This window comes from Dietzia sp. NPDC055343 (genome assembly GCF_053645265.1).
Window position 1 is genome coordinate 1 of the sequence record NZ_JBSHMJ010000037.1, and the last position, 24210, is coordinate 24210.

At 65.3% G+C, this 24210-nt stretch carries 27 protein-coding genes; 14 read left to right on the forward strand and 13 right to left on the reverse strand.

All coding sequences use genetic code 11. The annotated features are described in order from the left end of the window. The first annotated feature begins 602 nt into the window (after positions 1–602). Both ACWIE7_RS15135 and ACWIE7_RS15140 read left to right on the forward strand, forming a co-directional pair. A complete protein-coding gene (locus tag ACWIE7_RS15135) occupies positions 603–1064 on the forward strand; it encodes a hypothetical protein (protein WP_378002132.1) in 462 nt (153 codons plus the stop codon). A gap of 5 nt (positions 1065–1069) precedes the next feature. Beyond that, positions 1070–1384 (forward strand): transcriptional regulator, encoded by a 315-nt coding sequence (locus ACWIE7_RS15140; RefSeq protein ID WP_378002133.1) that lies wholly within the window; start codon positions 1070–1072, stop codon positions 1382–1384. Positions 1385–2028: 644 nt separating this feature from the next. Here ACWIE7_RS15140 and ACWIE7_RS15145 read toward each other — a convergent pair. Beyond that, positions 2029–3165, reverse strand: a complete 1137-nt coding sequence (locus tag ACWIE7_RS15145) for a hypothetical protein (RefSeq protein ID WP_454069804.1) — start codon at positions 3163–3165, stop codon at positions 2029–2031. Between the two features lie 122 nt (positions 3166–3287). Here ACWIE7_RS15145 and cmtR (ACWIE7_RS15150) point away from each other — a divergent pair, with 122 nt between their 5' ends. Together cmtR (ACWIE7_RS15150) and ACWIE7_RS15155 are read left to right on the forward strand one after the other, a co-directional pair. Then, a complete protein-coding gene (gene cmtR, locus ACWIE7_RS15150) occupies positions 3288–3647 on the forward strand; it encodes a Cd(II)/Pb(II)-sensing metalloregulatory transcriptional regulator CmtR (protein WP_396468699.1) in 360 nt (119 codons plus the stop codon). Then, positions 3644–4240: a cadmium resistance transporter gene (locus ACWIE7_RS15155; RefSeq protein ID WP_454069807.1), complete on the forward strand. Its 597-nt coding sequence runs from the start codon at positions 3644–3646 to the stop codon at positions 4238–4240. The genes cmtR (ACWIE7_RS15150) and ACWIE7_RS15155 overlap by 4 nt, the downstream gene beginning before the upstream one ends. Before the next feature lie 308 nt (positions 4241–4548). On the opposite strand, the gene ACWIE7_RS15160 is transcribed toward ACWIE7_RS15155, so the two are convergent. Together ACWIE7_RS15160 and ACWIE7_RS15165 are read right to left on the reverse strand one after the other, a co-directional pair. Next, positions 4549–5403, reverse strand: coding sequence for a cytochrome c biogenesis CcdA family protein (locus ACWIE7_RS15160; protein WP_371441670.1), 855 nt, complete (start codon positions 5401–5403; stop codon positions 4549–4551). A gap of 41 nt (positions 5404–5444) precedes the next feature. Next, complete coding sequence (locus tag ACWIE7_RS15165) at positions 5445–6065, reverse strand: TlpA disulfide reductase family protein (RefSeq protein ID WP_454069834.1); 621 nt, start codon at positions 6063–6065, stop codon at positions 5445–5447. Positions 6066–6370: 305 nt separating this feature from the next. On the opposite strand from ACWIE7_RS15165, the gene cmtR (ACWIE7_RS15170) reads away from it, so the two are divergent. From cmtR (ACWIE7_RS15170) to ACWIE7_RS15195, 6 genes are all read left to right on the forward strand, one after another. Then, the gene (gene cmtR, locus ACWIE7_RS15170) at positions 6371–6733 is read left to right on the forward strand and encodes a Cd(II)/Pb(II)-sensing metalloregulatory transcriptional regulator CmtR (protein ID WP_083324433.1); all 363 of its coding nucleotides are present in this window, start codon (positions 6371–6373) and stop codon (positions 6731–6733) included. Then, on the forward strand, positions 6730–8724 hold the full coding sequence (locus ACWIE7_RS15175) for a heavy metal translocating P-type ATPase (RefSeq protein ID WP_454069809.1): 1995 nt from the start codon (positions 6730–6732) through the stop codon (positions 8722–8724). The genes cmtR (ACWIE7_RS15170) and ACWIE7_RS15175 overlap by 4 nt, the downstream gene beginning before the upstream one ends. A gap of 210 nt (positions 8725–8934) precedes the next feature. Next, positions 8935–9345, forward strand: coding sequence for an ArsR/SmtB family transcription factor (locus ACWIE7_RS15180; RefSeq protein ID WP_454069811.1), 411 nt, complete (start codon positions 8935–8937; stop codon positions 9343–9345). Next, positions 9335–10282 carry a cation diffusion facilitator family transporter gene (locus ACWIE7_RS15185; RefSeq protein WP_406899712.1) on the forward strand — a complete coding sequence of 316 codons (948 nt, stop codon included), beginning with the start codon at positions 9335–9337 and terminating at the stop codon, positions 10280–10282. Before ACWIE7_RS15180 ends, ACWIE7_RS15185 begins: the two co-directional genes overlap by 11 nt. 349 nt (positions 10283–10631) lie before the next feature. Then, the gene (locus ACWIE7_RS15190; RefSeq protein ID WP_454069814.1) at positions 10632–12674 is read left to right on the forward strand and encodes a cytochrome c oxidase assembly protein; all 2043 of its coding nucleotides are present in this window, start codon (positions 10632–10634) and stop codon (positions 12672–12674) included. A gap of 114 nt (positions 12675–12788) precedes the next feature. Next, entirely contained in the window at positions 12789–13292 is a 504-nt protein-coding gene (locus ACWIE7_RS15195) for a hypothetical protein (protein ID WP_406899714.1), read from the forward strand. A gap of 70 nt (positions 13293–13362) precedes the next feature. Here the strand turns inward: ACWIE7_RS15195 and ACWIE7_RS15200 are convergent, their stop codons facing one another. Next, positions 13363–14064 (reverse strand): M23 family metallopeptidase, encoded by a 702-nt coding sequence (locus ACWIE7_RS15200; RefSeq protein ID WP_406899715.1) that lies wholly within the window; start codon positions 14062–14064, stop codon positions 13363–13365. Between the two features lie 512 nt (positions 14065–14576). Here ACWIE7_RS15200 and ACWIE7_RS15205 point away from each other — a divergent pair. After that, positions 14577–15347: a M23 family metallopeptidase gene (locus tag ACWIE7_RS15205; RefSeq protein WP_454069816.1), complete on the forward strand. Its 771-nt coding sequence runs from the start codon at positions 14577–14579 to the stop codon at positions 15345–15347. A gap of 91 nt (positions 15348–15438) precedes the next feature. Then, positions 15439–16410, forward strand: a complete 972-nt coding sequence (locus tag ACWIE7_RS15210) for an SURF1 family cytochrome oxidase biogenesis protein (RefSeq protein WP_454069818.1) — start codon at positions 15439–15441, stop codon at positions 16408–16410. A gap of 189 nt (positions 16411–16599) precedes the next feature. Here the strand turns inward: ACWIE7_RS15210 and ACWIE7_RS15215 are convergent, their stop codons facing one another. From ACWIE7_RS15215 to ACWIE7_RS15245, 7 genes are all read right to left on the reverse strand, one after another. Beyond that, positions 16600–17250, reverse strand: coding sequence for a vitamin K epoxide reductase family protein (locus ACWIE7_RS15215; RefSeq protein WP_454069820.1), 651 nt, complete (start codon positions 17248–17250; stop codon positions 16600–16602). Next, positions 17234–17878, reverse strand: coding sequence for a DsbA family protein (locus ACWIE7_RS15220; protein ID WP_454069821.1), 645 nt, complete (start codon positions 17876–17878; stop codon positions 17234–17236). Before ACWIE7_RS15220 ends, ACWIE7_RS15215 begins: the two co-directional genes overlap by 17 nt. A 177-nt stretch (positions 17879–18055) precedes the next feature. Continuing rightward, positions 18056–19312, reverse strand: a complete 1257-nt coding sequence (locus ACWIE7_RS15225) for a Dyp-type peroxidase (protein WP_454069822.1) — start codon at positions 19310–19312, stop codon at positions 18056–18058. A 6-nt stretch (positions 19313–19318) separates the two neighbouring features. Continuing rightward, on the reverse strand, positions 19319–19870 hold the full coding sequence (locus ACWIE7_RS15230) for a copper chaperone PCu(A)C (RefSeq protein WP_454069823.1): 552 nt from the start codon (positions 19868–19870) through the stop codon (positions 19319–19321). 248 nt (positions 19871–20118) lie between these two features. Further along, entirely contained in the window at positions 20119–20385 is a 267-nt protein-coding gene (locus ACWIE7_RS15235; RefSeq protein WP_454069824.1) for an XRE family transcriptional regulator, read from the reverse strand. A gap of 147 nt (positions 20386–20532) precedes the next feature. Then, a complete protein-coding gene (locus ACWIE7_RS15240; RefSeq protein WP_061230200.1) occupies positions 20533–21579 on the reverse strand; it encodes a PDDEXK nuclease domain-containing protein in 1047 nt (348 codons plus the stop codon). A 101-nt stretch (positions 21580–21680) separates the two neighbouring features. Further along, complete coding sequence (locus ACWIE7_RS15245) at positions 21681–21962, reverse strand: hypothetical protein (protein ID WP_454069825.1); 282 nt, start codon at positions 21960–21962, stop codon at positions 21681–21683. Positions 21963–22189: 227 nt separating this feature from the next. Between ACWIE7_RS15245 and ACWIE7_RS15250 the strand changes: the two genes are divergently transcribed. Continuing rightward, on the forward strand, positions 22190–22750 hold the full coding sequence (locus ACWIE7_RS15250) for a DNA-binding protein (RefSeq protein ID WP_454069826.1): 561 nt from the start codon (positions 22190–22192) through the stop codon (positions 22748–22750). A gap of 139 nt (positions 22751–22889) precedes the next feature. Then, a complete protein-coding gene (locus ACWIE7_RS15255; RefSeq protein ID WP_454069827.1) occupies positions 22890–23063 on the forward strand; it encodes a hypothetical protein in 174 nt (57 codons plus the stop codon). Positions 23064–23290: 227 nt separating this feature from the next. On the opposite strand, the gene ACWIE7_RS15260 is transcribed toward ACWIE7_RS15255, so the two are convergent. Both ACWIE7_RS15260 and ACWIE7_RS15265 read right to left on the reverse strand, forming a co-directional pair. Then, entirely contained in the window at positions 23291–23863 is a 573-nt protein-coding gene (locus ACWIE7_RS15260; protein WP_454069828.1) for a hypothetical protein, read from the reverse strand. Next, the gene (locus ACWIE7_RS15265) at positions 23847–24155 is read right to left on the reverse strand and encodes a hypothetical protein (RefSeq protein ID WP_454069829.1); all 309 of its coding nucleotides are present in this window, start codon (positions 24153–24155) and stop codon (positions 23847–23849) included. The genes ACWIE7_RS15260 and ACWIE7_RS15265 overlap by 17 nt, the downstream gene beginning before the upstream one ends. Positions 24156–24210 lie beyond the last annotated feature (55 nt).

A 24210-nucleotide genomic window follows, 5' to 3' on the forward strand; every position in this document is an offset into this window, starting at 1 on the left:
CAGGCGCAGCCCGAGTTCGAACGAGCTGCGAGCCATTCGGGGAGGTGTCGAGTTCGCACAATCGACACCTCGACACCTTTTACTTGTCATAACGTCCGGTTACCGGTGCGACTCGAAAACCGCGTGCTGGAGGAAGTCATCGCCGGCCCAGGGGAGGGGAGCGGCCCGCGTGGAGTCAGTTAGCGGAGAGCTCGCCGGATTCATCTGTCGCACTTGGTCGTGCTTCACGCTCCTCTCTGGTGCGACACGCATATGAGACGCCAAGCCTCGGCCGGGTCGCCGTCCAGTCCGCTTCGCGATGTGTCTTGGTAGAGGATCGTTAAACGCGACACCGAGGATATTGGCCCACGAGACTGCCTGGGCGCGGCCTAGGGGAGTGGCGCGGGTAGTGCTGGGGTCAAGCCGGGAGATCCGTCGACGAAAGGTTCGATACTGCCGTCGATCTCCGCGTCGACGACCATCTCCTACATGTGTGCCCCAACCAGAGCCTCTTGCGTGGTGGGTGTCGGCCTGCTGGATGCCTTCCTGACTCTGCGACCTCCCCACTACTTGCCATGATGGAAAGTATCGGCTAAGTTGCCGATATGGAAAGTCAACCGCCCATGACCCCCGACTCTGCCCGTACCGCGCTGCAGGACCTCGGTGCCGCTCGGGAGCGCATCGCCGTCCGGATCAGCTCGCCCTGGTGGTACCGCGTAGGGATTGCTCTGTGCACGGCGTGCATGTTCGTCGGCATGGGCCTGCTCGTTGGGCGCCCCGCACCCGGCAGCGGCGTAGAGGCGGCATCCATGTCGCTGATCGTGTTGGGTGCCTGCGTCGCGCCCATCGTGTTGCTGTGGGCACTCAACCGCTCCACCGGCATCTCGATCGATCGCTACTCCCAGGGGATGGCGGGCTGGTACATCGTCACGTTCTCGCTGCTCGTCGTCGCCTTCGTCCTTCAAGCCTTCCTGCACGTGCCGTTCGCCCTGGTGGCCGCCGGCCTCGTCGCCTACGTGGTCACCTACGACAGAGAGTGCCGCCTCGACGCCTTGCTGCGCGAACGGGTGCGGGCCAGCGGGTGACGCCGGTGCCGCAGCCACTGTTCAACGAACTCATCCACGCCCCCAACCGACTGCAGGTATGCGCGATGTTGGCGCCGGTAGAGGCCTTGGACTTCGCAACCGTCCGTGAGGCTCTGGCCGTCAGTGACTCCGTGCTCAGCAAGCACGTCAGGGTGCTGGCCGATGCTGGCTACCTGCGCACGTCGAAGACCCCATACGCCTCGCGCACCCGTACTTGGATCGCTCTTACCGACCCCGGCCGCGCAGCTCTGGACGCGCACCTGGCCGAGCTTCGCCGAATCGCCGCAATGGCTAGTTCGCCGGCATGCCTTAACGAGTAAGAATGCCAAGATCTTCCGATCGAACCGCACGGCACGGCACGAAACGAGACGCGGCGGTTCGAGGGGGCGAGAAATCTGTTTCCCGACTCATCACCGAAGAGTTGATTCATCTGATGCAGCGATTCGCAGGCTACTACTTTACATAAGATCTGGTTACCGGAGTCGCAGAAAGGCCCCAAGAATCGAGGTGTGGCGGCAAACGTCTCCTTGGCGCAGTGCGCCAAGTGACTGGTTCTGGAAAGATGTCATGAGGAAGCCTTCTCTAGGATTAGGCTCGCATAACCGCGAGGAGACTCGTCATGTTTGGCTTGTTTGGAAGACCCTCTAAAGGGGATCGTACGCCAGTTCATGAGTGCGGGTATGCCTACCCGCACCACAGTGATCAGCCTCATTACCATGTCGGACATCCGCGTAAGAAGACACAGTCAATGACTAAGGGCACTGGCCCCTTCGACGGTGATACCCGGTACGCGAACACAGGGGTTCCTCCTAGCCCTCCGGGCACTAAGAATCCTCCACTGGCCAGGTAGCAATAGTGGGCATGAGCGTCCCACTTCCAAGGAACTGGGACGGGCGCCGCGGCTCTTGCCCAGCAGGGCTACGAGGCCGTCCCGCGGTCGCGTTTTGGCGCTTCAGTGAGCGATTCACTCCTGGGAAAGCTTGAACTCCGCTTTGAGTTGCTCAATCAGGGACGGCGCATGATCGCTGTAGGTCGAGCACGCTGCGGACAGCGTCTCGACTGCCGCATGTAGCGGATCGGCGTTCGCGACGGTAACGATGGTGGGCAGGGCAAAGTGCGGTCGCGAGACCTCGCCGCTCGCGTATGGATGTTGCTCCGGGGTGAGAACTCGTCTCGTCCACGTCGCTTCAGGCGACAACGCCCTGCTTCCCTCGTCGAGGGAAGTCTCGTCCAGCCATTGGTTCAGCCACGCGAACAAGTCGTCAAGCTTTGGTGGCGATGCACCGGCCTCGACATTCGCCATGGTTGTGATGATGTAGTCCTCGGTATGGAGACCGGCCGATTCGAGCGCCCGGCGGGCGCACCACCATGCGATCTCCCGCTGCTGGTCCTCCGGGAGTCGTATGAGACGAGCGATGAGGTCCGGATCCATCTCGTTGAGACTCACAGCGCCGTTGACGTGATACAGCTCAGCGGGCACTGAGTCCCACGGCGAGGTTCTCGGCAAGAATCCCCAGCTAGTTGACTCCGTGGCATCGGTCGAGGAATCGCTGGTGACCTCGGAGTGAAAAGGAACCGGATCGGGGGCCCCAACGCCAGGCTGATGCCACCGTTGCGGTGCCCGTACCCCACCCGTGTCGGTCCGCGCGGGCCACAGTCGCAGGCGCCACTCGTCGCCCGGGTCTGTCGAACCGGGCCACCCGTAGCCCACGAAACCTCGTCCGCTGACTTCGAGGATGTAGGTGTCCGGAGCTGCTGTGGCCTCCAGCTCGTCGTAGCCGGGCGAGCCGATGACCAGTGTGCCGGATTCCACCCGGAGGACATTCTCCGAAATTTGCTCCCATCGATCTCGATCGTCATCGGGTCGAGCGGACCAGAACTCAATGGTCACCAACGTGTCGAAGTTGTTCTGGTGCGGGCTAAGGATGACCGCCATTCCATCCGCGCTGGAGCTGGGGGGAGCGGCCTCCGCCAACGCGAGCAGATCAGTGCCTTCTGGCGGGAGTGCCAAGGGATCGAATACCTCGAAGTGTCCGTGGTCGATCACGATCTTTCCGGCACAGGATTCGACAAGCTGCGGCAGTTGTTGTGGGATGGCCATTTCGCCATGATCGCGACTACCCGGGTGCATGTCGAGTGAAGACTGGGAACTTATGTCTCGTAAAACTGTAGGTTTCTAAGCCGGCTCAATCGGAGTTCAGCGGGCGCTGTATAGTTCAGCAAATGTTGACTATTGCTTCTCGTGTGGATGTGATGAACCGGTTAGGGCGGGCGATGGCCGACCCGACACGGTCCCGGATACTGTTGACCTTGCTGGAGCAGCCGGCCTACCCGGCGGAACTGGCCCGCGATTTGGAGCTGACACGGTCGAACGTGTCGAACCATCTGGCATGCCTGCGCGACTGCGGGATCGTTGTCGCCGTGCCCGAAGGTCGCCAGACCCGGTATGAGATCGCAGACCCGCACTTGGCCCGGTCGCTATCTTCCTTGGTCGAGGTCACCCTCGCGGTCAACGAGAACGCCCCTTGCTTGGAGCCCGGCTGCTCAGTGCCGGGTTGTCACGCCACGGAGGTGCAGGCGTGATTCTGTCCTCGGCCCTGCAGGCGATCGGTCTGTTCATTGCCACCAATATCGACGACATCATCGTCCTGTCGCTGTTTTTCGCCCGCGGCGCAGGCCAACGCGGAACCACCGCACGCATCCTGGCCGGCCAGTATCTCGGATTCGTCGGCATCCTCGGCGCTGCTGTGCTCGTCTCCCTGGGTGCGGGAGCCTTCCTGCCTCCGGAGGCCATCCCGTACTTCGGGCTGATCCCACTCGGCTTGGGACTGTGGGCCGCGTGGCAGGCTTGGCGCGGGGACGATGATGATGACGACGCAAAGATCGAGGGCAAGAACGTCGCAGTGTGGACCGTGGCCGGCGTAACCTTCGCCAACGGCGGGGACAATATCGGCGTCTACGTCCCCGTCTTTCTCAACGTAGGCCCGGGGGCCGTGGTCGCCTACTGCATCGTGTTCCTGGTGCTGGTGGCGGGACTGGTGGGCCTGGCCAGGTTCGTCGCTACCCGCCGACCGATCGCCGAAGTCCTGGAGCGCTGGGAACACATCCTGTTCCCGATTGTCCTGATCGGCCTGGGTGCCTTCATTCTGATCAGTGGCGGAGCATTCGGTCTCTGACAGAACCGAGGCAAACCCCACCGCACACCTGTGAGCCGCCGACTCGCTCTAACCCTTCCGGTAGAACGCCCGATTGGTACGTCGCCGCGGAGTAGTGGCCACAGAAGACCGCCACAAAACGATGAAGACCACTATCACGGGCCGGCGTGAGGGTTCACGCTGCGCGAGACTCCGACCGGAGGCTCGTTCGTGGAGTGTCGTGTTAGACGATCGTCGAACGAGACATCGTCGACAATCAGGTGAGGTGTGCCCTCTGGTGACACGTTTTGGGTGCCGAGCGGTTGTTGTCGCTCACGAAGTCGAAAAGACTAAATGGGCAACGTTGTGCCGGTGATGGCGAAGTCCCTGAGCCAACTGATGAAGAGTGCCCACACGCCACTGAACAGTGCGATGCCCACCGCGATGAGCAGGAGGCCACCGATGATCTGGATTCGTCGAGTGTTGCGCTGTAGCCAGCCGACGGTTCGGATTGCCCAGGTGGAGCTCCAGGCGACGAGGATGAATGGCAGCCCGAGCCCGAGGCAGTAGGCGACGATGAGCATGACGCCGCGCGTGCCGCTGAAGCCGCTTCCGGCGGCGACGGACAGTGCGGCGGCGAGCGTTGGTCCTAGGCAGGGTGTCCAGCCGAGGGCGAACACTCCGCCGAGGAGTGGCGCGCCAACCCACGTAGAGACCGCTTTCGGCTGAAATCGGGTATCTCGTTGCAGTACCGGCACGAAGCCGATGAAGACCAAACCCATGAGGATGGTGATGACCCCGCCGATGCGCTGGAGCAACTCCTCGTGCGGCGCGAGGTACTGGACGGTGCCGAGGACCATTGCGCTGAGCGAGACGAACACGACGGTGAACCCGCCGACGAAAAGCAGCGATGCCCCGACGACGCGGTAACGCGAGCTTTGTCTGGCCTTCTTTTCCTCGAGAGTGATCGTTCGTGACTCGCTGCGACGCTGTTCGGCCTGGGCGAGCGTGACCGGTGGTCGCTCGGCGCCGACGACGCTAGCGAGGTAGGCGAGGTAGCCGGGGATGAGCGGGACCACACATGGTGAGGCGAACGAGACCAGACCGGCTAGTAGGCAGGCGCCAAGTGCGAGCAGAAGGGGCCCGCTGGCCGCTGTCTGTTGGAACGCCGAACCGATGCCCTCCGCGAGCACCAGTCCGTCCATCGGAGGCATGGCAGCGGCGACGACGAGGTCGGCGACACCCGTCACGACGGGACACTCTCATCGTCGGCCACCAGTTCGGCTATGACGTCCCGAAGTTGATAATCGGTGACGGCTGCCAGGTACACCGCGGCCACTCGATGTTGCCGGTCAAGCACGAGAGTGGTCGGCACAATCGAGGTGGGAAAGCCTCGGAGTGCACCTATGGCGGCGTTGCTTGGGTCCCAGATAGAGGGGTAGGTAAGGCCGTTGTCGCGTACGAAGTCGACCGGCTTGTCGCGATTGGGATCGCGCACGTTTATTCCGAGCACGGTGGCGCCCTGGGGTTCGAACTCCTCGTGAAGGCGCTGAAGGTCGTCGACCTCGGTGCGGCAAGGTCCACACCATTGGCCCCACGTATTGAGGATCACCACGTCGCCTTTGTAGTCAGCGAGCCCGATGGTTTGGTCTGGATCAAGTAGATCCGGGCCGGCGAGCTCGGCAACCGGTTTCCGTTCTTCCTCGGGGTAGTGGATTTCCAGCTGCCCATCAGGGCTGACGAACTCAAAGGTGCCGCCCTGCGCGACCGCATCGGTGCCACTGCCACAACCGGAGAGGACTAGGGTGCCCGCACACAGGGCCGCCCAGAGGCGCGCGCGAAAACCGATGGCTCGGGTACTGCCCATGCTTTTCACTCCGGTCTGCGACGGGTCATTGCCCCTCGGCTCCGAACCGGCGGTGCCGCACGGGGTGGCTCTGTCGAACACCAGTGTCGTGACCGGCACTGGCGAGATGGTCCCACTGTCTGATCGTGCCATAGCCGATATCCGCCCTGTGAAACGCCACTGAACGGCGCGGTCGAACGGGTGGGTTTTGGGGGTGGGGCGGCACGCCTGCGTCCATTGACTGTGTTGGCCTTGCGGTTTCCTCGCCCTTCGGTGTGCGGTGACACCGCCGAGAACGGTTCACTGCGTACTGTACTATTCAGTGCATGCTGTCTCTTGCTTCGCGTCAAGGTGTGATGAACCGACTCGGTCGCGCCATGGCTGACCCGACTCGTTCTCGTATCCTCTTGAGACTGCTGGATGGGCCTGTGTATCCCGCCGAGATTGCCCAGGAGCTTGGGTTGACGCGGTCAAATGTGTCGAATCATCTCGCTTGCCTCAGGGATTGCGGGATCGTCGTCGCCGAATTTGAGGGCCGCCAGAATCGGTACGAGATCGTCGACGCCCATCTGGCACGCGCGTTGAGCGCCTTGGTTGAGACGACTCTTGCCGTCGACGAGGGCGCATCGTGTCTAGATACGCAGTGCCCGGTCGAGGGTTGCTGCAACTCCGAGGGAGGTCGTCGATGACGACGTCTGCGTGTGGTTGCGAGCCAGCCGGGCCGGTGACCGGCAGCGAGGAGTCTGCTTCGTGGTGGCGCAGCAGTGCCGTGCTCATTCCGGTGTTTTCCGGACTGGCGCTCCTGCTTGGTGTGATTTTCGAGTGGTTGGCCGACGGCCCCGGCTCGGAGACGGCGGCAGCGGGGCTGTTCTGGACCGCTCTACTTCTGGGTGCTTCGCAGTTCGTTCCAGGTGCCGTCCGGGGCCTGTTGTCCCGGGGTCGGTTGAGTATCGGCTTGTTGATGACGATCAGCGCCACGGGTGCGGTCGCGCTCGGGTTCATCGAGGAGGCCGCCGCCCTGGCCTTCTTGTACTCCATCGTCGAGGCGCTGGAGGATCGCGCGATGGACAAGGCCCGCTCGGGCCTGCGGGCCCTGTTGGCGCTGATCCCGCCTAGTGCCACCGTCCTGGGCGCCACCGGGTCCACCCGCACCGTGCCCGTCGAGTCTTTGGAGCGGGGCGACGTGCTCCGTCTGGTCGCCGGCGAACGTCTGGCCACCGACGGGATCGTTCGTGTCGGGAAGAGCAGCCTGGATGTCTCGGCGATCACGGGTGAATCCATCCCCCTCGAGGTCGGACCCGGTGACGCGGTGTTGGCCGGCTCGATCAACACCGCCAGCGTCCTGGAGGTCGAGGCCACCGCCGCAGGAACAGACAACTCCTTGACCACAGTGGTCGAACTGGTTGAGCAGGCACAGACAGAAAAGGGGGAGCGGGCCCGCATCGCCGACCGCCTGGCCCGCCCGCTGGTGCCGGGTGTCCTCATCCTGGCTGCCCTGGTCGCCCTGATCGGCTCCATCGTCGGAGATTCCGGACTGTGGATCGAGCGAGCACTGGTGGTACTGGTCGCAGCGTCGCCATGCGCACTGGCCATCTCGGTGCCGATCACGGTCGTCTCCGCGATCGGTGCGGCCAGTAAGTTCGGGGTGATCATCAAATCGGGTGCCGCGTTCGAGCGCATGGGCTACCTCCGGCATGTAGCAGTGGACAAGACCGGAACCTTGACCCGAAACCGGCCCACCGTCACGCACGTCCTCGCCACCGGCGACGCAGCCGAGGACCAGGTCCTCGGCTGGGCGGCCGCTCTGGAAACCCACAGCTCCCACCCGCTGGCCGCAGCGATCACCGCCGCAGCGTCCGAGGCCCTCGCCGCATCGGAAGTCACCGAGGCCGCCGGCGCGGGAATCGCCGGCCTCATCGATGGCGTACGCACCGCCGTCGGCAGCCCGCGCTGGCTCGACCCAGGCCCTCTCGCAGATTACGTTCGCGCCATGGAGCACCGCGGCATCACGGTGGTGATCGTCCACCGCGACGACCGCCCGGTCGGGGCCATCGGGGTGCGCGACGAGCTGCGTCCAGAGGCAGGCGAAGCCATGACGTCACTCGCGGCGAGGGGCATGGGCGTGACGATGCTCACCGGCGACAACTCCCGCACCGCTGATGCACTGGCCGTCGAGGCGGGGATCACCGACGTGCGTTCCGAGCTGCGTCCGCAGGACAAGGCGCAGGCGATCGCCCAGTTGCGCGGCGACGGCCGGGGGCCAGTGGCGATGATCGGCGATGGTGTCAACGACGCCCCCGCGCTCGCCTCGGCGGACATCGGCATCGCCATGGGGGCCACCGGCTCCGACGCAGCGATCGAGTCAGCGGATGTCGCGTTCACCGGCGATGACTTGCGACTGATCCCGCGCGCCATAGACCACGCCCGCCGCGGTCGTCGCGTCATCAATCAGAACATCCTCCTGTCTTTGGCGATCATCGTCGTTCTGCTTCCTCTCGCGATCACCGGAATCCTGGGACTCGCAGCCGTCGTCCTGGTCCACGAGGTCGCCGAAGTCTTCGTCATACTCAACGGACTGCGTGCCGCACGCACCAGGCAGCTCGAGCGACCCCCGAGCACAACAACTGCCGACCACGAAGACAGTCGACACATTCACCGGCCGGCACCGCTGCCTCATTGACCCTGCGCCCGCGTATCCCGCGCCGCATCGCCGCCGGAAAAGACGGGCGGCAACCACCACAGCAACTCGGTATTAACCGGACGGCCCCGGTGCTGGGACCCGGTGCTGGGACCCGGCATCGACGACCAGCGCATCAGCTGCAAGGCGCGCCTGGGCAAAGAGAACTGCGGAGACAGAGGTCCGAGATCCGCCTTTCTATATCGCTAGACGGTGCTATTATCGCTTCATGTCGATTATTTATGGGGTGCCCGATTGGTGACGTGCGAGGATCGAAACACCTATGCAGCGTTGTTTCATTCTCTGGCGGAACCGACTCGGCTGGCGTTGTTGGAGCATCTGGTTAGTGGTGAACATCGGGTTCGTGATCTGGTCGATCACATGCATCTGGCGCAGTCCACGGTGAGTAAGCACCTGGCGTGTCTGCGGGACTGCGGACTGGTCACGATGCGAATCGAGGGGCGCTCCTCGTGGTTCTCGCTGGCTGAGCCGGCCCGGCTGGCGGACCTGGTGGAAGCCGCCGATGCGCTGTTGAGTGCGTCCGGGGTCTCGCCGTCGCTGCGCGATCACCAGAATCACCCCGACCCGGGACCTCAGGCAGGAGTGAGTCGAGATGGCGCATAGCCACGGTCACGACCATGGTGCTGGGGGTCCTTCTCAGCAGACCGATCGCGGGAGGCGTCGTCGGCTGCTTATCGCGTTCTGCATCACCGCGAGCATCGTGGTGGCCCAAGCGGTGGGCAGCGTGGTCACTGGCAGTCTCGCGCTGTTGACCGACACCGCTCATGCATTGGCTGATGCGTCGGGATTGCTGGTTGCTGTCATAGCCGCGACGATGATGCTGCGGCCACCGAGCAGTAAGCGGACCTGGGGATTCGCCCGGATCGAGATCATCGCCGCACTAGGGCAGGCCGTCCTGCTGATCGTCGTCGGTAGCTATGCCGCGATCGAAGGCGTTCGAAGACTCTTCGAGCCCGCGGACGTGCCCGGTACCGAGCTACTGGTGTTCGGAGTGATCGGCCTAGTGGCCAATATCGCCGCCATCGTGGTGCTGGCCTCCAGGCGAGAAGACAACTTCAACATGCGAGCGGCATTTCTGGAGGTGCTCAACGACGCTCTGGGGTCGGTGGGGGTGATCGTTGCAGCGATCGTCATCAACACCACTGGCTTCCAACGAGCCGACACCATTGCCGCGCTGTTCATCGCAGCCTTGATCATTCCGCGAGCGTTGACGCTACTGCGACAGACGATCCGGGTGCTGATGGAGTACGCCCCCGTGGGACTCGATCTGGATGAGGTCCGAGAACACCTTCTGGAGCTGGATCACGTTCGGGACGTGCACGACTTGCACGCATCCATGATCGGGACCGGCCTGCCGGTCATCTCCGCTCATGTCGTGATCGATGATCAGTGCTTCGAATCCGGTCACGCACCGCAGATCCTGGAGGAGATCCTCACCTGCGTCAAGGAGCATTTCCCCGTCTCCATCGACCATGCCACCATTCAACTGGAGACCGCCGCCGTGCGTGACCGGGAATCTCCCGCAGTCCGACACGCCTGACCCGCTAGATGAACGGTTCCCATTTTTGACCGTTGGGTCGTGCATATCAGTCAGCGGACTGGCTCGTCGTGGCGGGAATGAAGGGATCGGCGGGCGCGGCCACCACTACGGGTGAACGTGCGACCCTGAAAGCCTCGGCAGGCTATCCGGCCGCCGTGATGACCGCCCGAACCCGAGACTGCTCAGCTGGGACCCGGAGTCCGAAGGAGCGGCGGCCGAGTGGGCGCATGCGAGCGGTCCGCTAGTTCGTCGGCGGGTGGACGGCCCGCATGAGGCGTCGCTGGGCGCGGGGGTGCGCAGAACAGGCGCGAATCGGACCGGGCGGCACCCGCTTCCTACGATAGTGATCATGTCGCCGCCGTCGAAGGCACCCTCGTCCAAGGCCCCCGTCACCGTCAGAGCGCTGCGTACCCGCGGTGTGGTGCCGGTCGTGCTGCTGCTCGCGGTGGTGGCGGCAGGTGTGGTGATCCCGCTCTCGCGGATCTCCACGGCCCTGGCGCTCGAGCTGATCGGGGTCCCGGACCCGGGCCTGCTCACCACCGCCGGGCTCCCGGCGGTCCGCGCGATCGCTGAACTGCTCGCGTCGGTGGCGGTGGGAATGGCGCTGTTCGCCGCGTTCTTCACCCCGCCGCAGCAGGACAAGACCCTCGACGTTGACGGCTACCGCGCGCAGCAGATCTCCTCGTGGGCCAACATCGCCTGGGCAATCGCCGCGGCCTTGCTCATTCCGCTGACCCTGTCGGATGTGTCCGGGCGCACGCTCTGGCAGTCCCTGCCGCCGGACCAGTGGATCGTGGCGATCACCGAGATCGAGGTGGCGTCCTCGTGGCGCTGGGCCGCGATCATTGCACTGGCCGCCGGGATCGGTCAGCGGTTCACCCTGAGCTGGCGCTGGTCGGTCATCTGGCTGGGGGTCACGGTGCTCTCGCTCCTGCCGGTTGCCGCGACGGGCCACGCCTCAGGCGGCACCGCCCACGACATTGCCGTCAACGCGCTGATCATCCATCTGTTCGCTGCCGCGTTTTACGTCGGCGGGCTCGTCTCGGTGATTGCCCACGCGATGCGTGGCGGGGGACGGGTCGCGCTCGCGCTGCGCCGCTATTCGGTGGTGGCCACGGTGGCGATCGTCGCGCTCGGGCTGACCGGGATCATCAACGGACTGGTTCGTCTGCACCCGTCGGACCTGTTGTCTTCGACCTACGGGTTGCTGATCGTGGCCAAAGCGTTGTGCCTGGCACTGTTGGCGGTGTTCGGGCTGGCGGTGCGCCGACGCATCATCAACCGCATCGAGGGAGCGTCGGCCAACGCCCCGGTGGACCGGGGCACCCTGCTGCGAATCGGACTGGTCGAGACGGTGGTCATGGCGGGCACGCTGGGCCTGTCGGTCTCGCTGGGCCGCACCCCGCCACCGGCACCGCTCTACGTGCCCACCCGTCAGGAGTCGCTGTTGGGTTTTGAGTTGCCGGGGCCGTTCTCCTTCGAGACGGTGTTCGGTCTGTGGCGCTTCGACCTGGTGCTGGGTCTGGCCTCGGTGATCCTGCTGGGCCTCTACCTCTGGGGGCTGGTCACCCTGCGCCGGCGCGGCGACTCCTGGTCGGCGGGACGGACCGCGTTCTGGGTGGCGGGCTGCGTGATCCTGTTCCTGACCACCAGCTCCGGTATGGGGATGTACATGATGGCCGATTTTTCCAGCCACATGGTCGGGCACATGCTCATCTCGATGCTCGCCCCGGTGTGCCTGGCGCTGGGCGGCCCGTTGACCCTGGCGCTGCGGGCCCTGCCGGCGGCGGGACGCGGTAACCCGCCGGGGCCGCGCGAGTGGATCGTGGAGTTCATCAACAACCCGCTCTCCCGATTCCTCACCCACCCGATCGTGGCCTCGGTGCAGTTCGTCGCCGGTTTCTATCTGATCTACTTCGGAGGGTTCTTCCAGACGCTGGCGTCCGATCACCTGGGCCACATGTTCATGAACGTGCACTTTTTCATCAGCGGCTACCTGTTCTACTGGGTGATCATCGGCGTCGACGCGGCGCCCCGGCAGTTCTCGCCCTTCTACAAGCTCATGGTGCTGCTCGGTTCGCTGCCGTTTCACGCCTTCTTCGGCATCATGCTCATGAACTCCCAGACCGTGCTGGCCGAAGGCTGGTACTCCGGGATCGGGCTGCCGTGGATCCCGGATCTGCTGCAGAGTCAGCAGGTCGGCGGCGGCGTGGCGTGGGCGGCGGGGGAGATCCCCCTGTTCATCGTGATGCTCGCCCTGGCCTGGCAGTGGTTCCAGACCGACATGCGTGAGGCGCGGCGCTCCGAGCGGCAGGCCGAGCGCGACGACGACGCCGAGCTCAAGGCCTACAACGACATGCTCCGCGAGATGTCCGAAACCGACCGGAGGTAGGGAACCTGCGTGCCCTCGCCGGGCGAGGATGATTCGCTCACACCCCCTTCATTCGTCTCCCCAGGCACCCCGCTCCCAGGATCGCGAGGCTGATCACGGCGAAAGGAATCGAGAATGGGCAACGAACTCAGTCGCAGCGCACGTAATCAGGCCGAGTTCACCAGCTCGCACTGGCGGGCAATGCGAGAATTTGTGCTCGTCGGCCTCACCGCCATCATCGCGGGCGGCCTTGTCGCCGCGGTCACCGGTCCCACCGGTTTCGACGAGGGCTCCTGGGTGGCGGCCTACCTGGTGCTCGTTGCGGGGGTCGCCCAGGTAGGGCTGGGCGTCGGACAGGCACTGCTTACTAACGGCACCCTGTCCGGCCGCCTGCGTGTTGTCCAGCTCCTGACCTATAACCTGGCCAACAGTGCGGTACTCGTTGGCACCCTGACCGGGTCCGTGGTCGCCGTGGCCGCTGGCGGTGTGCTGTTGCTGGTATCGCTCATGTTGTTCCTGGTCACCGTGCGCCACGCGCGCATACGTGCGTGGCATCTCGTGCTCTACCGGATTGTCATTGCCGCCCTGGCAGTGAGTGTGCCGGTGGGCGTGGTCTTGTCCGTTGTTCGTCACAGCTGAAGCCCGGTACAACCGGGGGGGACCCGCAAGCTGTGCCGTGTCGGCAGACCGCGCTGTCAGGGCTCTAGCGTCATAGGGCGCTGCTGCTTGACCCCGAGTTGACCACGACGCCCCGTTCTGCCAGCCATCCCGAGGGATCGACAGCCCGGGAACCGCCGTCGGCCCATACCTCGAAGTGCACATGTGGGCCGGTAGAAAAACCGCGATTGCCCATCAGGCCGATTTGCTGACCAGCGACGACAGTGTCACCCACCTGGACTGCATTGCTCTCATTGTGGCCGTAGACGGTCATGAAACCGTCCGGCGACATGATCCGAATCCAGATTCCGAAGCCGGAAGCCGGGCCTGAATCGATGACAATTCCGTCGGTCGCGGCGAACAGCGGCGTGCCGATGGCGTTGGCGACATCGAGACCTGAATGGGACGTTCCCCACCGGGGGCCGAAGGAGGACGTTGAGACTCCCACTGCCGGAAGGGCCACAGTGGGGCGCCGCGCCTGCTCCTCGGCAATCTCTCGCTCGTAGTTGAGCTCGGTGCCCCTCTGCAAACTGGAGATGAAACCCGCGGCTGCCGTGTCAGGCCCCGGCTCGCCTGCCACGTTCGCGTCATCGGAGGTGAGGGGGAGCGGAGCCGAGGGGGTCGCGGCCTGGGCATCTTTGGAGTGCGCGTCATCGGCGCTACCGGTCGGGTGCTCGTCGGTGGCGAGGAGGACGATCCGCTGATCATCGGTGGGGGCCGCCGCGGCAATAGAGGCACCCGCGGCTAGGGCCACGACCGCGGCGATACTGCGGTGGTTATTCGGTGAAACCCGGCGATGGGCTCCCCGGCGCCGCCGCGGGGAGCTGGTCGACTGAGAGGCGTGCTTCGGTCCTGCTCGCTTCTCCACTGCGCTACCGACTCCCGTCGTCGTCTAACCGTGATCGTTTCGTGACCTGACTCGGTTAAAGATAGTGGCTGACCGCGGGGGGTCGCAAGGCGGATGGGCGCCCGTGACGATGGTCACAGGGAGAACCGGCGAGGCGGGGTCTCTTGTCCCAGGGTCAGGCGCTGCTGGGTTTCCCAGGCGGGAGGACTTCTCCCCGATGGGGAGCCGCGCTGGGCGGAGGCCTTCTCTTGTGGGGGCCTGGGCCCCGCACTGGGGCTGGCTATTATCACGAATTTTCCGCAGAGGGTGACAGGGACGATATCGAGTTGTTATATTCGGTCGTGTTACCGACGACATCGGTCACCCGTATCGCATAGACGTCGCGGGATCACGTAACCACGAACGACGGAGACAGCCCCATGACCGACTCCACCCGGCCCGTAACCGTGGCTGAGCTCACCGAACGTTTGGGCGTGCGCACTGCGACTGTGGCCGGCGGTCGTCATCGGGTCGCCGGCGCCAACTCGACCGTGTCGCGGTTCGTTGGTAGCGCCGTTATCGGCACTGCCCTCTCGGGCGGCCTGGGCTTGGCTTTTGCCCCCGCCGCCGCCGCTCAACCCGCCGCGATCGAGCACGCTCAGGTCGTCGAGGCGATCCAGGCCGCGGCCGACCAGTTCGGCATCGGACCAGCCGAGATCCAGAGGATCGGCGACCAGTTCGGTGTCGCCCCAAATGAGGTCCGGCAGTACGCCGCCGGACTCGGGTTCGGCTCCCTCGACGAAGGCAGTCTCCCGCAGATCGGTGGTGCTGCGCATGCCCCTACATCAGGTGCGATCACCTCGGGGTTCGGTTCGCGGTGGGGCAGTTTCCATAACGGCACCGACTTCGGTGCGCCCATTGGAACGCCGCTCTACGCCGCTAAAAGCGGCGTTGTGGAAGCCGCTGGCCCCGCCGCAGGATATGGCATCTGGATCCGCATCCGAACCGATGACGGCGAACTGCTGGAGTATGGCCATAATGACCAGAACTATGTCAGCGTCGGACAGCAGGTCAGCGCCGGTCAAGTAATCGGAACCGTGGGCAACCGCGGAGACTCCACCGGTCCCCACCTGCACTTCCGCGTACAGAACGCCGCTGGCCAGTGGGTCGACCCGGTGTCGTGGCTCGCGGCACAAGGGGTACTCGTCTAGCTCCGCGTTCTTCGGGCGCGCGGACCGTCTCCCGCGAGGGAAGCGCATGCTGGTGCGTAATCAGCGAGCCGGCACGATTACTGTTTGGCAGGTGAAACGGTTCTCTCGCATGCTCACGCCGGGATGGTTGATCAGCCTGATATTCATCGGCCTGTTCGTCTACCTATGTTTGACGACTCTTGCCCCCTGGCAGTTGAACAAGCACGAGGACCTCAAGGCACGCAACGCCCAGCTCGTCGAGAGCAGCGCGGCAGGGCCGGTTCCGCTGGACGAGGTGATCCGGCGCGACGGATCACTTGGTACCTCCGAATGGCATCTGGTCACCGCGAGCGGAAGGTACCTGCCCGTGGAGGACGTCCTGTTGCGGATGCAATCCGTCGACGGCGAGCTCGTGTACCAGGTACTTAGTGCGTTCCGCACCGACAGCGGGGACACCTTGCTCGTCAACCGCGGATGGGTCCGAGTCGGCGACAACAACACGGTCCCAGACTTCCCGTCCGCTCCGACGGGCCAGGTCACCTTCACCGCCCGCCTCAGGATCCCGATGGATGCTCCCGCCGACCCCATCGTTCTGAACGAGTGGAACATGGTGCGCAACATCGATCCCCCGGCCATTGGGGGCCTCCTTGGCGTAGACCTGTCGCCCTATTATCTCCAGCTCGCCGGCGGGCAGCCCGGATCCCTGGAACCGATGCCACTGCCGTCCACCGAGTCGGGCCCGTACTTGTCGTACGGCCTGCAATGGATGGCCTTCGGGGTCCTCGCTCCCATCGGCCTGGGTTACTTCGTGTGGAGCGAGCTACGTCAGCGCCGTCGTCTGGACGACGAGGACAACGAGGCCGCCGAGGCGCGGCCGCGCGAGGGCGGGAACCGCGCCGCCGGTCCCGACCACGAGACCACCGTCTCGGAGGCCCCGTCGGGCCCTCCCGCGGCCACGGTCGACGGTCCGCCGGACGAGGTCGCGGACTCAGACCGGCTCGTGGCGGCGGCCATGCGTGATCGCTACGGCGACCGCTTCGCGTCCGAGTATCGACGCATCTCGCGTGGAGGCAACCGCGCCTGATCGTCTGCGACAGCAGTCGATAGCTGTACCTGTCTCAGAACTGAGGTCGGTAACGGGCGAGTCTGAAAGCCGGCGTGCGCTGCTCTGATATGGGAGCGACTCCGCAGTCGGCGGTGTGCAGTGCCGCCCCGAGTGAGCCGAGGACTGACTCGCCGAACGCGAACTGCTGCTCGGTGGGTGAGGGCGTCTCTAGACGAGGGTGGTCCAGTAGTCCCAGAAGCGGTGCGTGATGAGCAGCAGAACAAGTAGGTACCAGGCGGTGAGTATCGCGCCTCGGTATTCGGTGACTGCGGCGATGATGCGCGCCAGGCCCGCCGAACCGCTGTGGCGTAGTGGCTGAAGATTGCACAGGGTGCAGTACCAGAAGATCGGTATGGTCACCGCCCAGACGATCATGCAGTACGGGCACAGGGCACCGATGCTGTACAAGCTCTGGTAGATGAGCCAGTGGATGAACACCACCGCGAAGGTGACGCCTGCTTGAATGCTGGCCCATAGCCAGCGCTGAAAGGTTCCCCCGGCCAGGAGTGCGGCACCCAGGGCCGTCGTGGCGGCGAATCCGGCGATGCCGATGATCGGATTGGGGATGCCAAAGGCCTCGGCCTGCGCGGTGGTCATCACCGACCCGCAGGACAGGACGGGGTTGATGCTGCAGGACGGGATATAGCCCGGGTTCTCGATCAGCGCGATTTTCTCCACCAACAGCACGACCGCCGCGACCAGGCCGATGAGCCCACCAACGACCAGCAACAGCGCGAGCCTACGGTGGGGGCCCTGATCTAGACCGGCCTCGGTAGCGGAGGGTGCGACCGGGGTGGCAGCACTATCCGAGGGCAGCATTGATGCTGTTCTCTAGATCGGTGACGCTGGTCGGATTGAGGCGCTCCCCGTCCAGGAAGAAGGTCGGCGTGCCGCTGACCCCAAGGGCCTGACCGTCTTGTCGGCTCTGTTCGATGCGCTCGAGGGTGGCCGGGTCGTTGTATGCGCTCTCAAAGCGCTCCATATCTAAGCCCAACTCCTCGGCATAGCCGAAGAATGTGTCCCTTTGCGGGGTTTGTTGGTGGCCCCACTGCTCGGGTGTATCAAACAGCTTGCGGTACATGGCCTCGAACTGGCCCTGCTCGGCGGCGGCCTCGGCGGCCAGGGCCGCCGCCATAGAGTTGTCGTGCAGGGGCATGTGGCGCACCACGAACGTCACCCGGTCCCCGTACTGCTCGCGGAGGTCCTCGATCGTCGGATAGAGCGCGATGCAGGCTTCGCATTCGAAATCGAGGAACTCCACGAAGACGGCGTCACCGCCCGCAGAGAGCCGGGGGCTGTCCTCACGGACCAATACTCCGGTGCCTGGGCTGTCATCGGGAAGTGTCTGCTCGGAGCCGGAATCGCTCCCGGAAGCCAGTAAGGCCACCACCAGGACGACCAGAGCAGCCGCGATCAGCCCTAGCGAGAGTTTCAGATTCTTACTCAACAGAATGTCCGCTTTCCAACTCGTGCGTGCCCTGAGGTGATCACTGGATGATAATCGGGCCAGCCGTAGCGGTAGCGGTGAGGCGGGCGACCGGAGCGCGATCGCCCCACGAGACGCCGCCGAACCAGACCCGAATCGAGCGGGGCGGTGACCACCGCTCCCGGCGGTTGCGTACATCTATCTCTCCAATGCGCTCTCGCCGACGTAGCCGCCCTCGTGGCACCCCGGTGGGATCGCGAACACGGCGGAGCCGATCGGAACCGTCCAGGTGTTGAGCATGTCCTGCTCTGCCAGTCGCTGCTGGATCGGCACGAACTGGCGTACCGGGTCAGCCTGGTAGGACGCGAACAACAGCCCGGAGTTGCTGATCTGGCCGGAATCCGGGACATCGTCGTAGTTGTACGGTCGTCGCAGAATCGTCTCGGCCCGAACCCGTGGCCGGGCCCGGGCGATGTGTGATTCGGTGGGGATGACGGGCAACCCGGTGCGGTCGATCGCCTCAAAGTCAGCAGGGTCGTGTTCTGTGGTGCCGGTCAGCGGCGCGCCCGTGGCGAGTGTCCGTCCGATCGTGAGCTCACGGCTGCTCCGTTCGATCTCCTCCCAGGTGTCCATCGTCATCCGGATCCGACGCAGCACCAGAGAGGTGCCGCCCCGCATCCATCGCCGGTCGGCGCCATCGGAGTACAACAACTGGTCGTAGTCGACATCGGTCGGCGCGGGATTGGCGGTGCCGTCAATCTGCCCGAAGAGGTTGCGTTGTGTCTGCCCGGACGGGTCGGTGCCTACGGCACGACGGAAGCCTCGCTGCGCCCACCGCTGGATGACCGCGTCGCGAACACCCGAGGACAGGATCCGGGCCGAGTGCGCGACGGTGAGCGGGTCGTCGGCACAGATCTGCAACAGCAGATCGCCGCCGGACCACCGGTCCTCGAGCCGGTCGATCTGCGGGAAGTCCGGTAGCGGCTGCAACCACTCCGGGGTGCGGTCTCCAAGACCGACCTTGCCGAGCAGTTCCGGGCCGAAGCCGATGGTCACCGTTAACCGTGACGGTCCTTCAGCCAACTCGTGTTGCAGGTCGGCCAGACCGCCGCGCCCCTGCGTGAGCCGGGCCGCGTCCTGCGTCCAAGCTCGCAGTACGCCGATGAGGTCGGTGCGGCGAACGCCGTCTCGCAAATCGAATGCCACGTACGCCGCATGCGCCTGCGGCGCGGTAGTGATGCCGGACTGACGGTCACCATAGAAGGGCTCGGTGGCCGCGCCAACGGCCCGAGAGTTGGCTATCGCGTCGCGATCAGGGATCCGCGCGGCGGCGGGGCGTCCACCAACTCCCCACCCCGCAGCTCCTCCGGCGACGGCGGCCCCACCGGTGAGAGCCGCGCCGCCGACTAGGAAGGATCTGCGATTCAACGCCGAGCGGTGATTACTGTCGCCCATGCCCCGTCACTCCCCGCCCTGGTACTGCTCATTGCCCCCTTCGAACGACCGTGCCGACGCGACGATCTCGCTGCTCTCGCCGTTCTCCAAAGTGAGTGTCACGGCGATTTCCTGACCTGTGCGGATCGAGTCGTGCACGCCCATCAGCATGATGTGGTTCCCGCCCGGCTCGAACACAAGCTCTCCGCCTGCCGGGATGACAAAGCCGCCCTCTCGCTCCCGCATCATCGAGCCACCCGCCGTCCCCGAGACGGTCTCGTGTAACTCGGCCTCACCGGAGACCGCGGAGGCCACCCCGATCATGCGGACATCCTCATCGGATTGATTCCGCACAACCCCAAACACCGGTGCCATCGCGCCGCCGCCACCGTGCGCATTCGGGACAGCAGAACTGGGGTCACCAGTGGTCTCACCGTGGTCGCTGCCCCCATTGACGTCAGTGGCCTTGACCCACGCATCCTCCACCACAATGGGCGCCGCGCCGGCGGTCGTCTCGGTCTCGGTATCGGTGTTCCCTGAAGTGCACCCGACCAGTCCCAGGGCGACCGCGGCGATCACCGCAACGAAGGGGGTCCTACGCATAGCTCACTCGCATCCGTGTAGCTCCACGCACTTGTACCGAGACAACCCCTGATCTCCAAACGGAGCAACGCGCCAGCGTGGAAAATTTACGGCGCGGTTCGGGCTGCAACGGCTAGCCAAGAGTCTATGATGTAGCGCTTCGGTCCGGGCCGCCGGGCCGCCGGGCCGCCGGGCCGCCGGGCCGCCGGGCCGCCGGGCCGCCGGGCCGAGGGAGTCAGGGGCGGTCATGCCAGTACGCCGGACAATCCGTCGGTGGCGTCGAGGTAGCCGACATCACGCAAGGCCGCCTCGAGAATCCGGACATATGGAAGACGCAGTTCAGCAGCCATGCCGTCGAGCGTGCTCCGGGCTGGCAGGCCGCGCAGGCCGTGGGTGCGCCACAGGTGCAGATTCTGGCGGGTGACTCCGATTCGGCGGGCCAGCTCGGACTCGCCGACGCCGTAGGCGTGCTTGTGCGCGTCGATGAGCTCGACCAGGCGAGGGGTCTCCATGGCCGTAAGTGTTCGCCTGCGCCATGGGTCTCGTCAAGTGACAGCTAACGATTACGGCAAGTGCTACTTTACATAACGACAATTATCGGCGTTAACATAATGGCTGGTCGGGCCCTGTTTTGGGGCTACGGTGTGTTCCAGCGTTGTTTACGAGTGGTCTTGGTCGTTCTCGGTGATTTGGGCCAGGGCTGCGGTGAGGTCGTCTTCGCTGGGTAGTGCCTCTTGCTCTGCGGCGGGTAGGGCCTCATAGCTGAAGGTCGAGACGGCCAGGGGTGCGCCGGCTTGGTTCAGTGCGTAGCGGACGACACGATCATTGCGGCTGCCGCAGACCAGGATCCCGACAGTCGGGGCATGCGAGGCGCGGCGCAGGCGATCCTCGACCAGGGCGACGTAGAACTGCAGCTGCCCGGCGTGTTCTGGCTTGAACTTGCCGGTCTTGAGCTCAATGACGACGTACCGCAATTGCTCGACGTGGAAGAACAGCAGGTCAGCGTAGAAGTCCTCGCCCCCGACGTCGAAATGGACTTGCCTTCCCACGAAAGCGAATCCCGGGCCGAGCTCTCGCAGCGTATCGACGATCCGGTCGGTCAGGGACTCCTCGAGCTCGCGTTCGGCGACCTCGCCGGACAGGTCCAGAAAATCAAGGATCAGCGGGTCCTTGGCGATCTGCTGGGCAAGCTCGGAATCTTGCGCAACAAGCTGTTGCGCAAAATTCGACGGAGCCGCCCCGCGGCGTTCGAGGGCGCTGCTGGCGATCATGTTGGCCAGCACGTTGCGCGACCAGCCGTGCTCGACGGCCGCGGCTGCGTACTTGTCTCGATCGTCCTGAGCGCTGAGCTTGTCCAGCAGGACAGTCACGTGCCCCCAGGGCAAGTACGCAACAGGCTGTTGCGCGATTGGTCCGGCAGTCCAGGCGCCGGCGAAGGTCGCCATGTACTGCAGGTTTCGGGCAGAAAAGCCCTTCATTTGGGGAAACTCGGCCCGAAGATCCTCGGCGAGCCTGCGAATCACACCGCTACCCCACCCCTGCCGGGCGCTCTCCTCGCGCACAGCCTGTCCGATGGACCAGTACAGCTCGATCAGCTGGGTGTTGACCCTTCGCTGCGCGGTGACCTGTGCTCGTCGGACCCTGTCCTTGAGATCCTCGACGAGGCGCCCATAGTTGGATGGCAGGTCCAGGTCCCGGGAGGTCACCCGTCCATCCTGACAGGTTTACCCCGGCACGCTGGATAGCAACCGGCTGCAGATGTGCCAGGCCCGTCAATGGCGACTCGCCGGGGCCGGGCCCTCAAAGTTTAATCCCTGCCGGCGGGAAGAGCCTTCACCGCCTGGCTCAGGGCCAAGCCGAGACCAGCTCCGATGAGGCCGGCGCCGATGGCGCCTCCGGCGACCATGGGCAGGACCGCCGACGACGCCAGGACGGCGACTCCGGACAGTCCCAGGCCTGTCACGCCGGAGGCGATGCCGACGAACGTCCCCGGACGGCCAATGTGATGTCCGCGACCGGCGGGCACGGCGACCATCACGGTCACCGCGATCGCGCAGTACGCGCACACGCTCAGAGTGAGCGCGAGCATTGTTGCATCCACAATCTTCTCCGTTCAGTCGTTGGTACGTGGAATTGTCCACCCGGCTCATGTCGCCGCCGGTGTGCTCGCCGCCGGACGCCGGACGCCGGGCGCCTTAGCAGCGGTCAGCGCTCGATCCTCGACATGGGCGCGGGCGTCACCTAGAATGGGTAACGTCGGAAACAAAACACGTTACCGATTACCGGTTACCGGACGCTGAATCTGGAAGGGCTGCCATGTCGACGTCGGAGAAGATCGCTCACGCCTATGGCGTCCTCCTCGCGCGCGGCGACAAGGTCACCGTGCGGGCGGTGCAGAAGCAGGCGGGGGTGCGGATCGGCGAGGTGGCGGCGTGGATGCGCGAGCACGCCGCGGGTGCAGCCGGCGAGGTGCCGGAGGCCCCGGACTTGTCGGAGCCGATGTCGGCGATGGTGGCCTCGGTGTGGGCGGCGGCGTGGAAGCGCGCCGCCGAGCAGGCAGACGAGGCCACTGCGGTGGCGCTCGATGCCGCGCGCGCCGGCGAGGCCGATGCCCTCGCTGCGGCGGAGTCCGCCACGGCGCAACGAGCAGACGCCGACGCGGCCAGGGAGGAGGCGGTCCGGGACGCCGAGCAGCTGCGCACCGAGCTGGCCCAGGTCCGCCAGCAACTCGAGACGATGCAGCGTGAGGCGGAGCAGGCGCGCGTCCAGGCCGAGGAGGCCGACCGTGCCCGGGTGCGGGCCGAGGCCACTTCGGACACCTTGCGTGAACTGTTGGACGCGTTTCGTTCTTCCGCACAGTCCGCCGAGGATAAGTAGCGATCCGCACCGTGATGGTCTTGTCGTGTCGGACCGGGCGAGCACACTGACCGAACAGGACTGCCAATGAACAAGCGGCTCGGAGCTCCGCCGGTTGAGTTCGGGTCGTAACAGCCGGAACGCCAACACGGGGGGCGTCATGTGGGACGTGCAGACCGCGGTACAGGCCGTGGCGGTGGTCGCGGTGGCATCGCTTCTGGTGCCGCCGCTGGCGCGCGGCATCGGAGGCATCTGCGCCGTGATCGGCTTCTGTGGGGTGGTGCAGTCGAGCTCCTGGGCGCCGACGGTGATGGCGTTGGGGATGGTGGCGTGATTTGTCGGGCACTGGTCGTTCGCGGTCCGCAATGACGTGCATTACCGGTCGCGTCTGGCGCTGGTGGTGATCGATAGGACGCCGTTGCGGTGGGCGATTCCGCGCTACTGGCAGCTGCGCCGCCAAAGACGCATCGCGGAAGCCCGCTGACACTTCCCACCCCGACCGATATAGCTATGGCCCCACCTCTTTGGTGGGGCCATTGCTGTAGGTGTTTGGAGACGATTCTAGAACAGTGGGGGCTCGTCTAGTGGTGCGGTGTTGCCGCAAGCTTGGGCGTAGGCCTTGGGGTTCCAGCCGCCGGCGACCGCGTCGCGGACGGCGAGGGAGCGGACGTGCCGGTCGTGGCGTTCGGTGGTGTTGCGGATGATGCCGGTGCGTCCGCAGGCGACCGCGTAGAGCAGGTTCGCTGATTGGGTTGAGGCGATGAGATGGTCCGGGTCTACGCGCACGCACAGGGGTTCGTTGCAGCGGTGCTCACCGATCGCCTCGGCGGTCAGTTGGCCGGCGACTAGGAGCGCGAAGCGGTGCGCGTACTCGGTTCTGCTGACGCCGCCTTGTCGCCAGGTGATCCGTCCGTACCCGTCGGAGATGGCGCCGGTCCAGATGTGGCATCCATTGCCCGGGGCGCGCACGACACGGGAGTAAAACGCGGCAATCGCCGCCTCGGTCGGAGGCAGTGATGAGTCGTACGGCCTGGACCGCCTCGCGGCAGGCCGGGGTCGGGGACGGGCGTCCATTCCCGGCAGCGGGATGTCCTCGAACCATCCGCCGGAGACGGGCTCAGTGCTGTTGGTCACCGTTGGTGTCCGCCGAGGTCTGATCCGCCGCTGGCGTGTCACCGCCGTCGGCATCGTTGACCGTGTCGTCGGTGACCGGGGTGTTGTCCTTGGCGGCGCGGATCGCCGCCCCGACCTCGCGGGCGGACAGTCCGGTCATCTCCGCCAGATCGGCCTGCGCCACACCCAGGTCCCGAAGCTCGACCAGCGCCTGGCCGAGGGCGATCTGCGCGTCATCGCGGGCGTCGATCGCCGAGAACACCGCGACCAGCTTGGCCTCGCGCTTGCGTGCCCGCTCCAGCTCGTCGGCCATCGCCTGACGAGCCCTCGCGCGTGCGGTTTGTGAACGTGAATCAGTCTTGGTAGCC

Bases quoted from the DNA above. Each gene is read 5' to 3' on its own strand.
- ACWIE7_RS15135 (WP_378002132.1), top strand. From the start codon at position 603: ATGACCCCCGACTCTGCCCGTACCGCGCTGCAGGACCTCGGTGCCGCT.
- ACWIE7_RS15145 (WP_454069804.1), bottom strand. From the start codon at position 3,165: ATGGCCATCCCACAACAACTGCCGCAGCTTGTCGAATCCTGTGCCGGA.
- cmtR (WP_396468699.1), top strand. From the start codon at position 3,288: ATGTTGACTATTGCTTCTCGTGTGGATGTGATGAACCGGTTAGGGCGG.
- ACWIE7_RS15160 (WP_371441670.1), bottom strand. From the start codon at position 5,403: ATGGACGGACTGGTGCTCGCGGAGGGCATCGGTTCGGCGTTCCAACAG.
- ACWIE7_RS15165 (WP_454069834.1), bottom strand. From the start codon at position 6,065: ATGGGCAGTACCCGAGCCATCGGTTTTCGCGCGCGCCTCTGGGCGGCC.
- cmtR (WP_083324433.1), top strand. From the start codon at position 6,371: ATGCTGTCTCTTGCTTCGCGTCAAGGTGTGATGAACCGACTCGGTCGC.
- ACWIE7_RS15175 (WP_454069809.1), top strand. From the start codon at position 6,730: ATGACGACGTCTGCGTGTGGTTGCGAGCCAGCCGGGCCGGTGACCGGC.
- ACWIE7_RS15185 (WP_406899712.1), top strand. From the start codon at position 9,335: ATGGCGCATAGCCACGGTCACGACCATGGTGCTGGGGGTCCTTCTCAG.
- ACWIE7_RS15190 (WP_454069814.1), top strand. From the start codon at position 10,632: ATGTCGCCGCCGTCGAAGGCACCCTCGTCCAAGGCCCCCGTCACCGTC.
- ACWIE7_RS15195 (WP_406899714.1), top strand. From the start codon at position 12,789: ATGGGCAACGAACTCAGTCGCAGCGCACGTAATCAGGCCGAGTTCACC.
- ACWIE7_RS15205 (WP_454069816.1), top strand. From the start codon at position 14,577: ATGACCGACTCCACCCGGCCCGTAACCGTGGCTGAGCTCACCGAACGT.
- ACWIE7_RS15215 (WP_454069820.1), bottom strand. From the start codon at position 17,250: ATGCTGCCCTCGGATAGTGCTGCCACCCCGGTCGCACCCTCCGCTACC.
- ACWIE7_RS15225 (WP_454069822.1), bottom strand. From the start codon at position 19,312: ATGGGCGACAGTAATCACCGCTCGGCGTTGAATCGCAGATCCTTCCTA.
- ACWIE7_RS15235 (WP_454069824.1), bottom strand. From the start codon at position 20,385: ATGGAGACCCCTCGCCTGGTCGAGCTCATCGACGCGCACAAGCACGCC.
- ACWIE7_RS15245 (WP_454069825.1), bottom strand. From the start codon at position 21,962: ATGCTCGCGCTCACTCTGAGCGTGTGCGCGTACTGCGCGATCGCGGTG.
- ACWIE7_RS15250 (WP_454069826.1), top strand. From the start codon at position 22,190: ATGTCGACGTCGGAGAAGATCGCTCACGCCTATGGCGTCCTCCTCGCG.
- ACWIE7_RS15255 (WP_454069827.1), top strand. From the start codon at position 22,890: ATGTGGGACGTGCAGACCGCGGTACAGGCCGTGGCGGTGGTCGCGGTG.
- ACWIE7_RS15265 (WP_454069829.1), bottom strand. From the start codon at position 24,155: ATGGCCGACGAGCTGGAGCGGGCACGCAAGCGCGAGGCCAAGCTGGTC.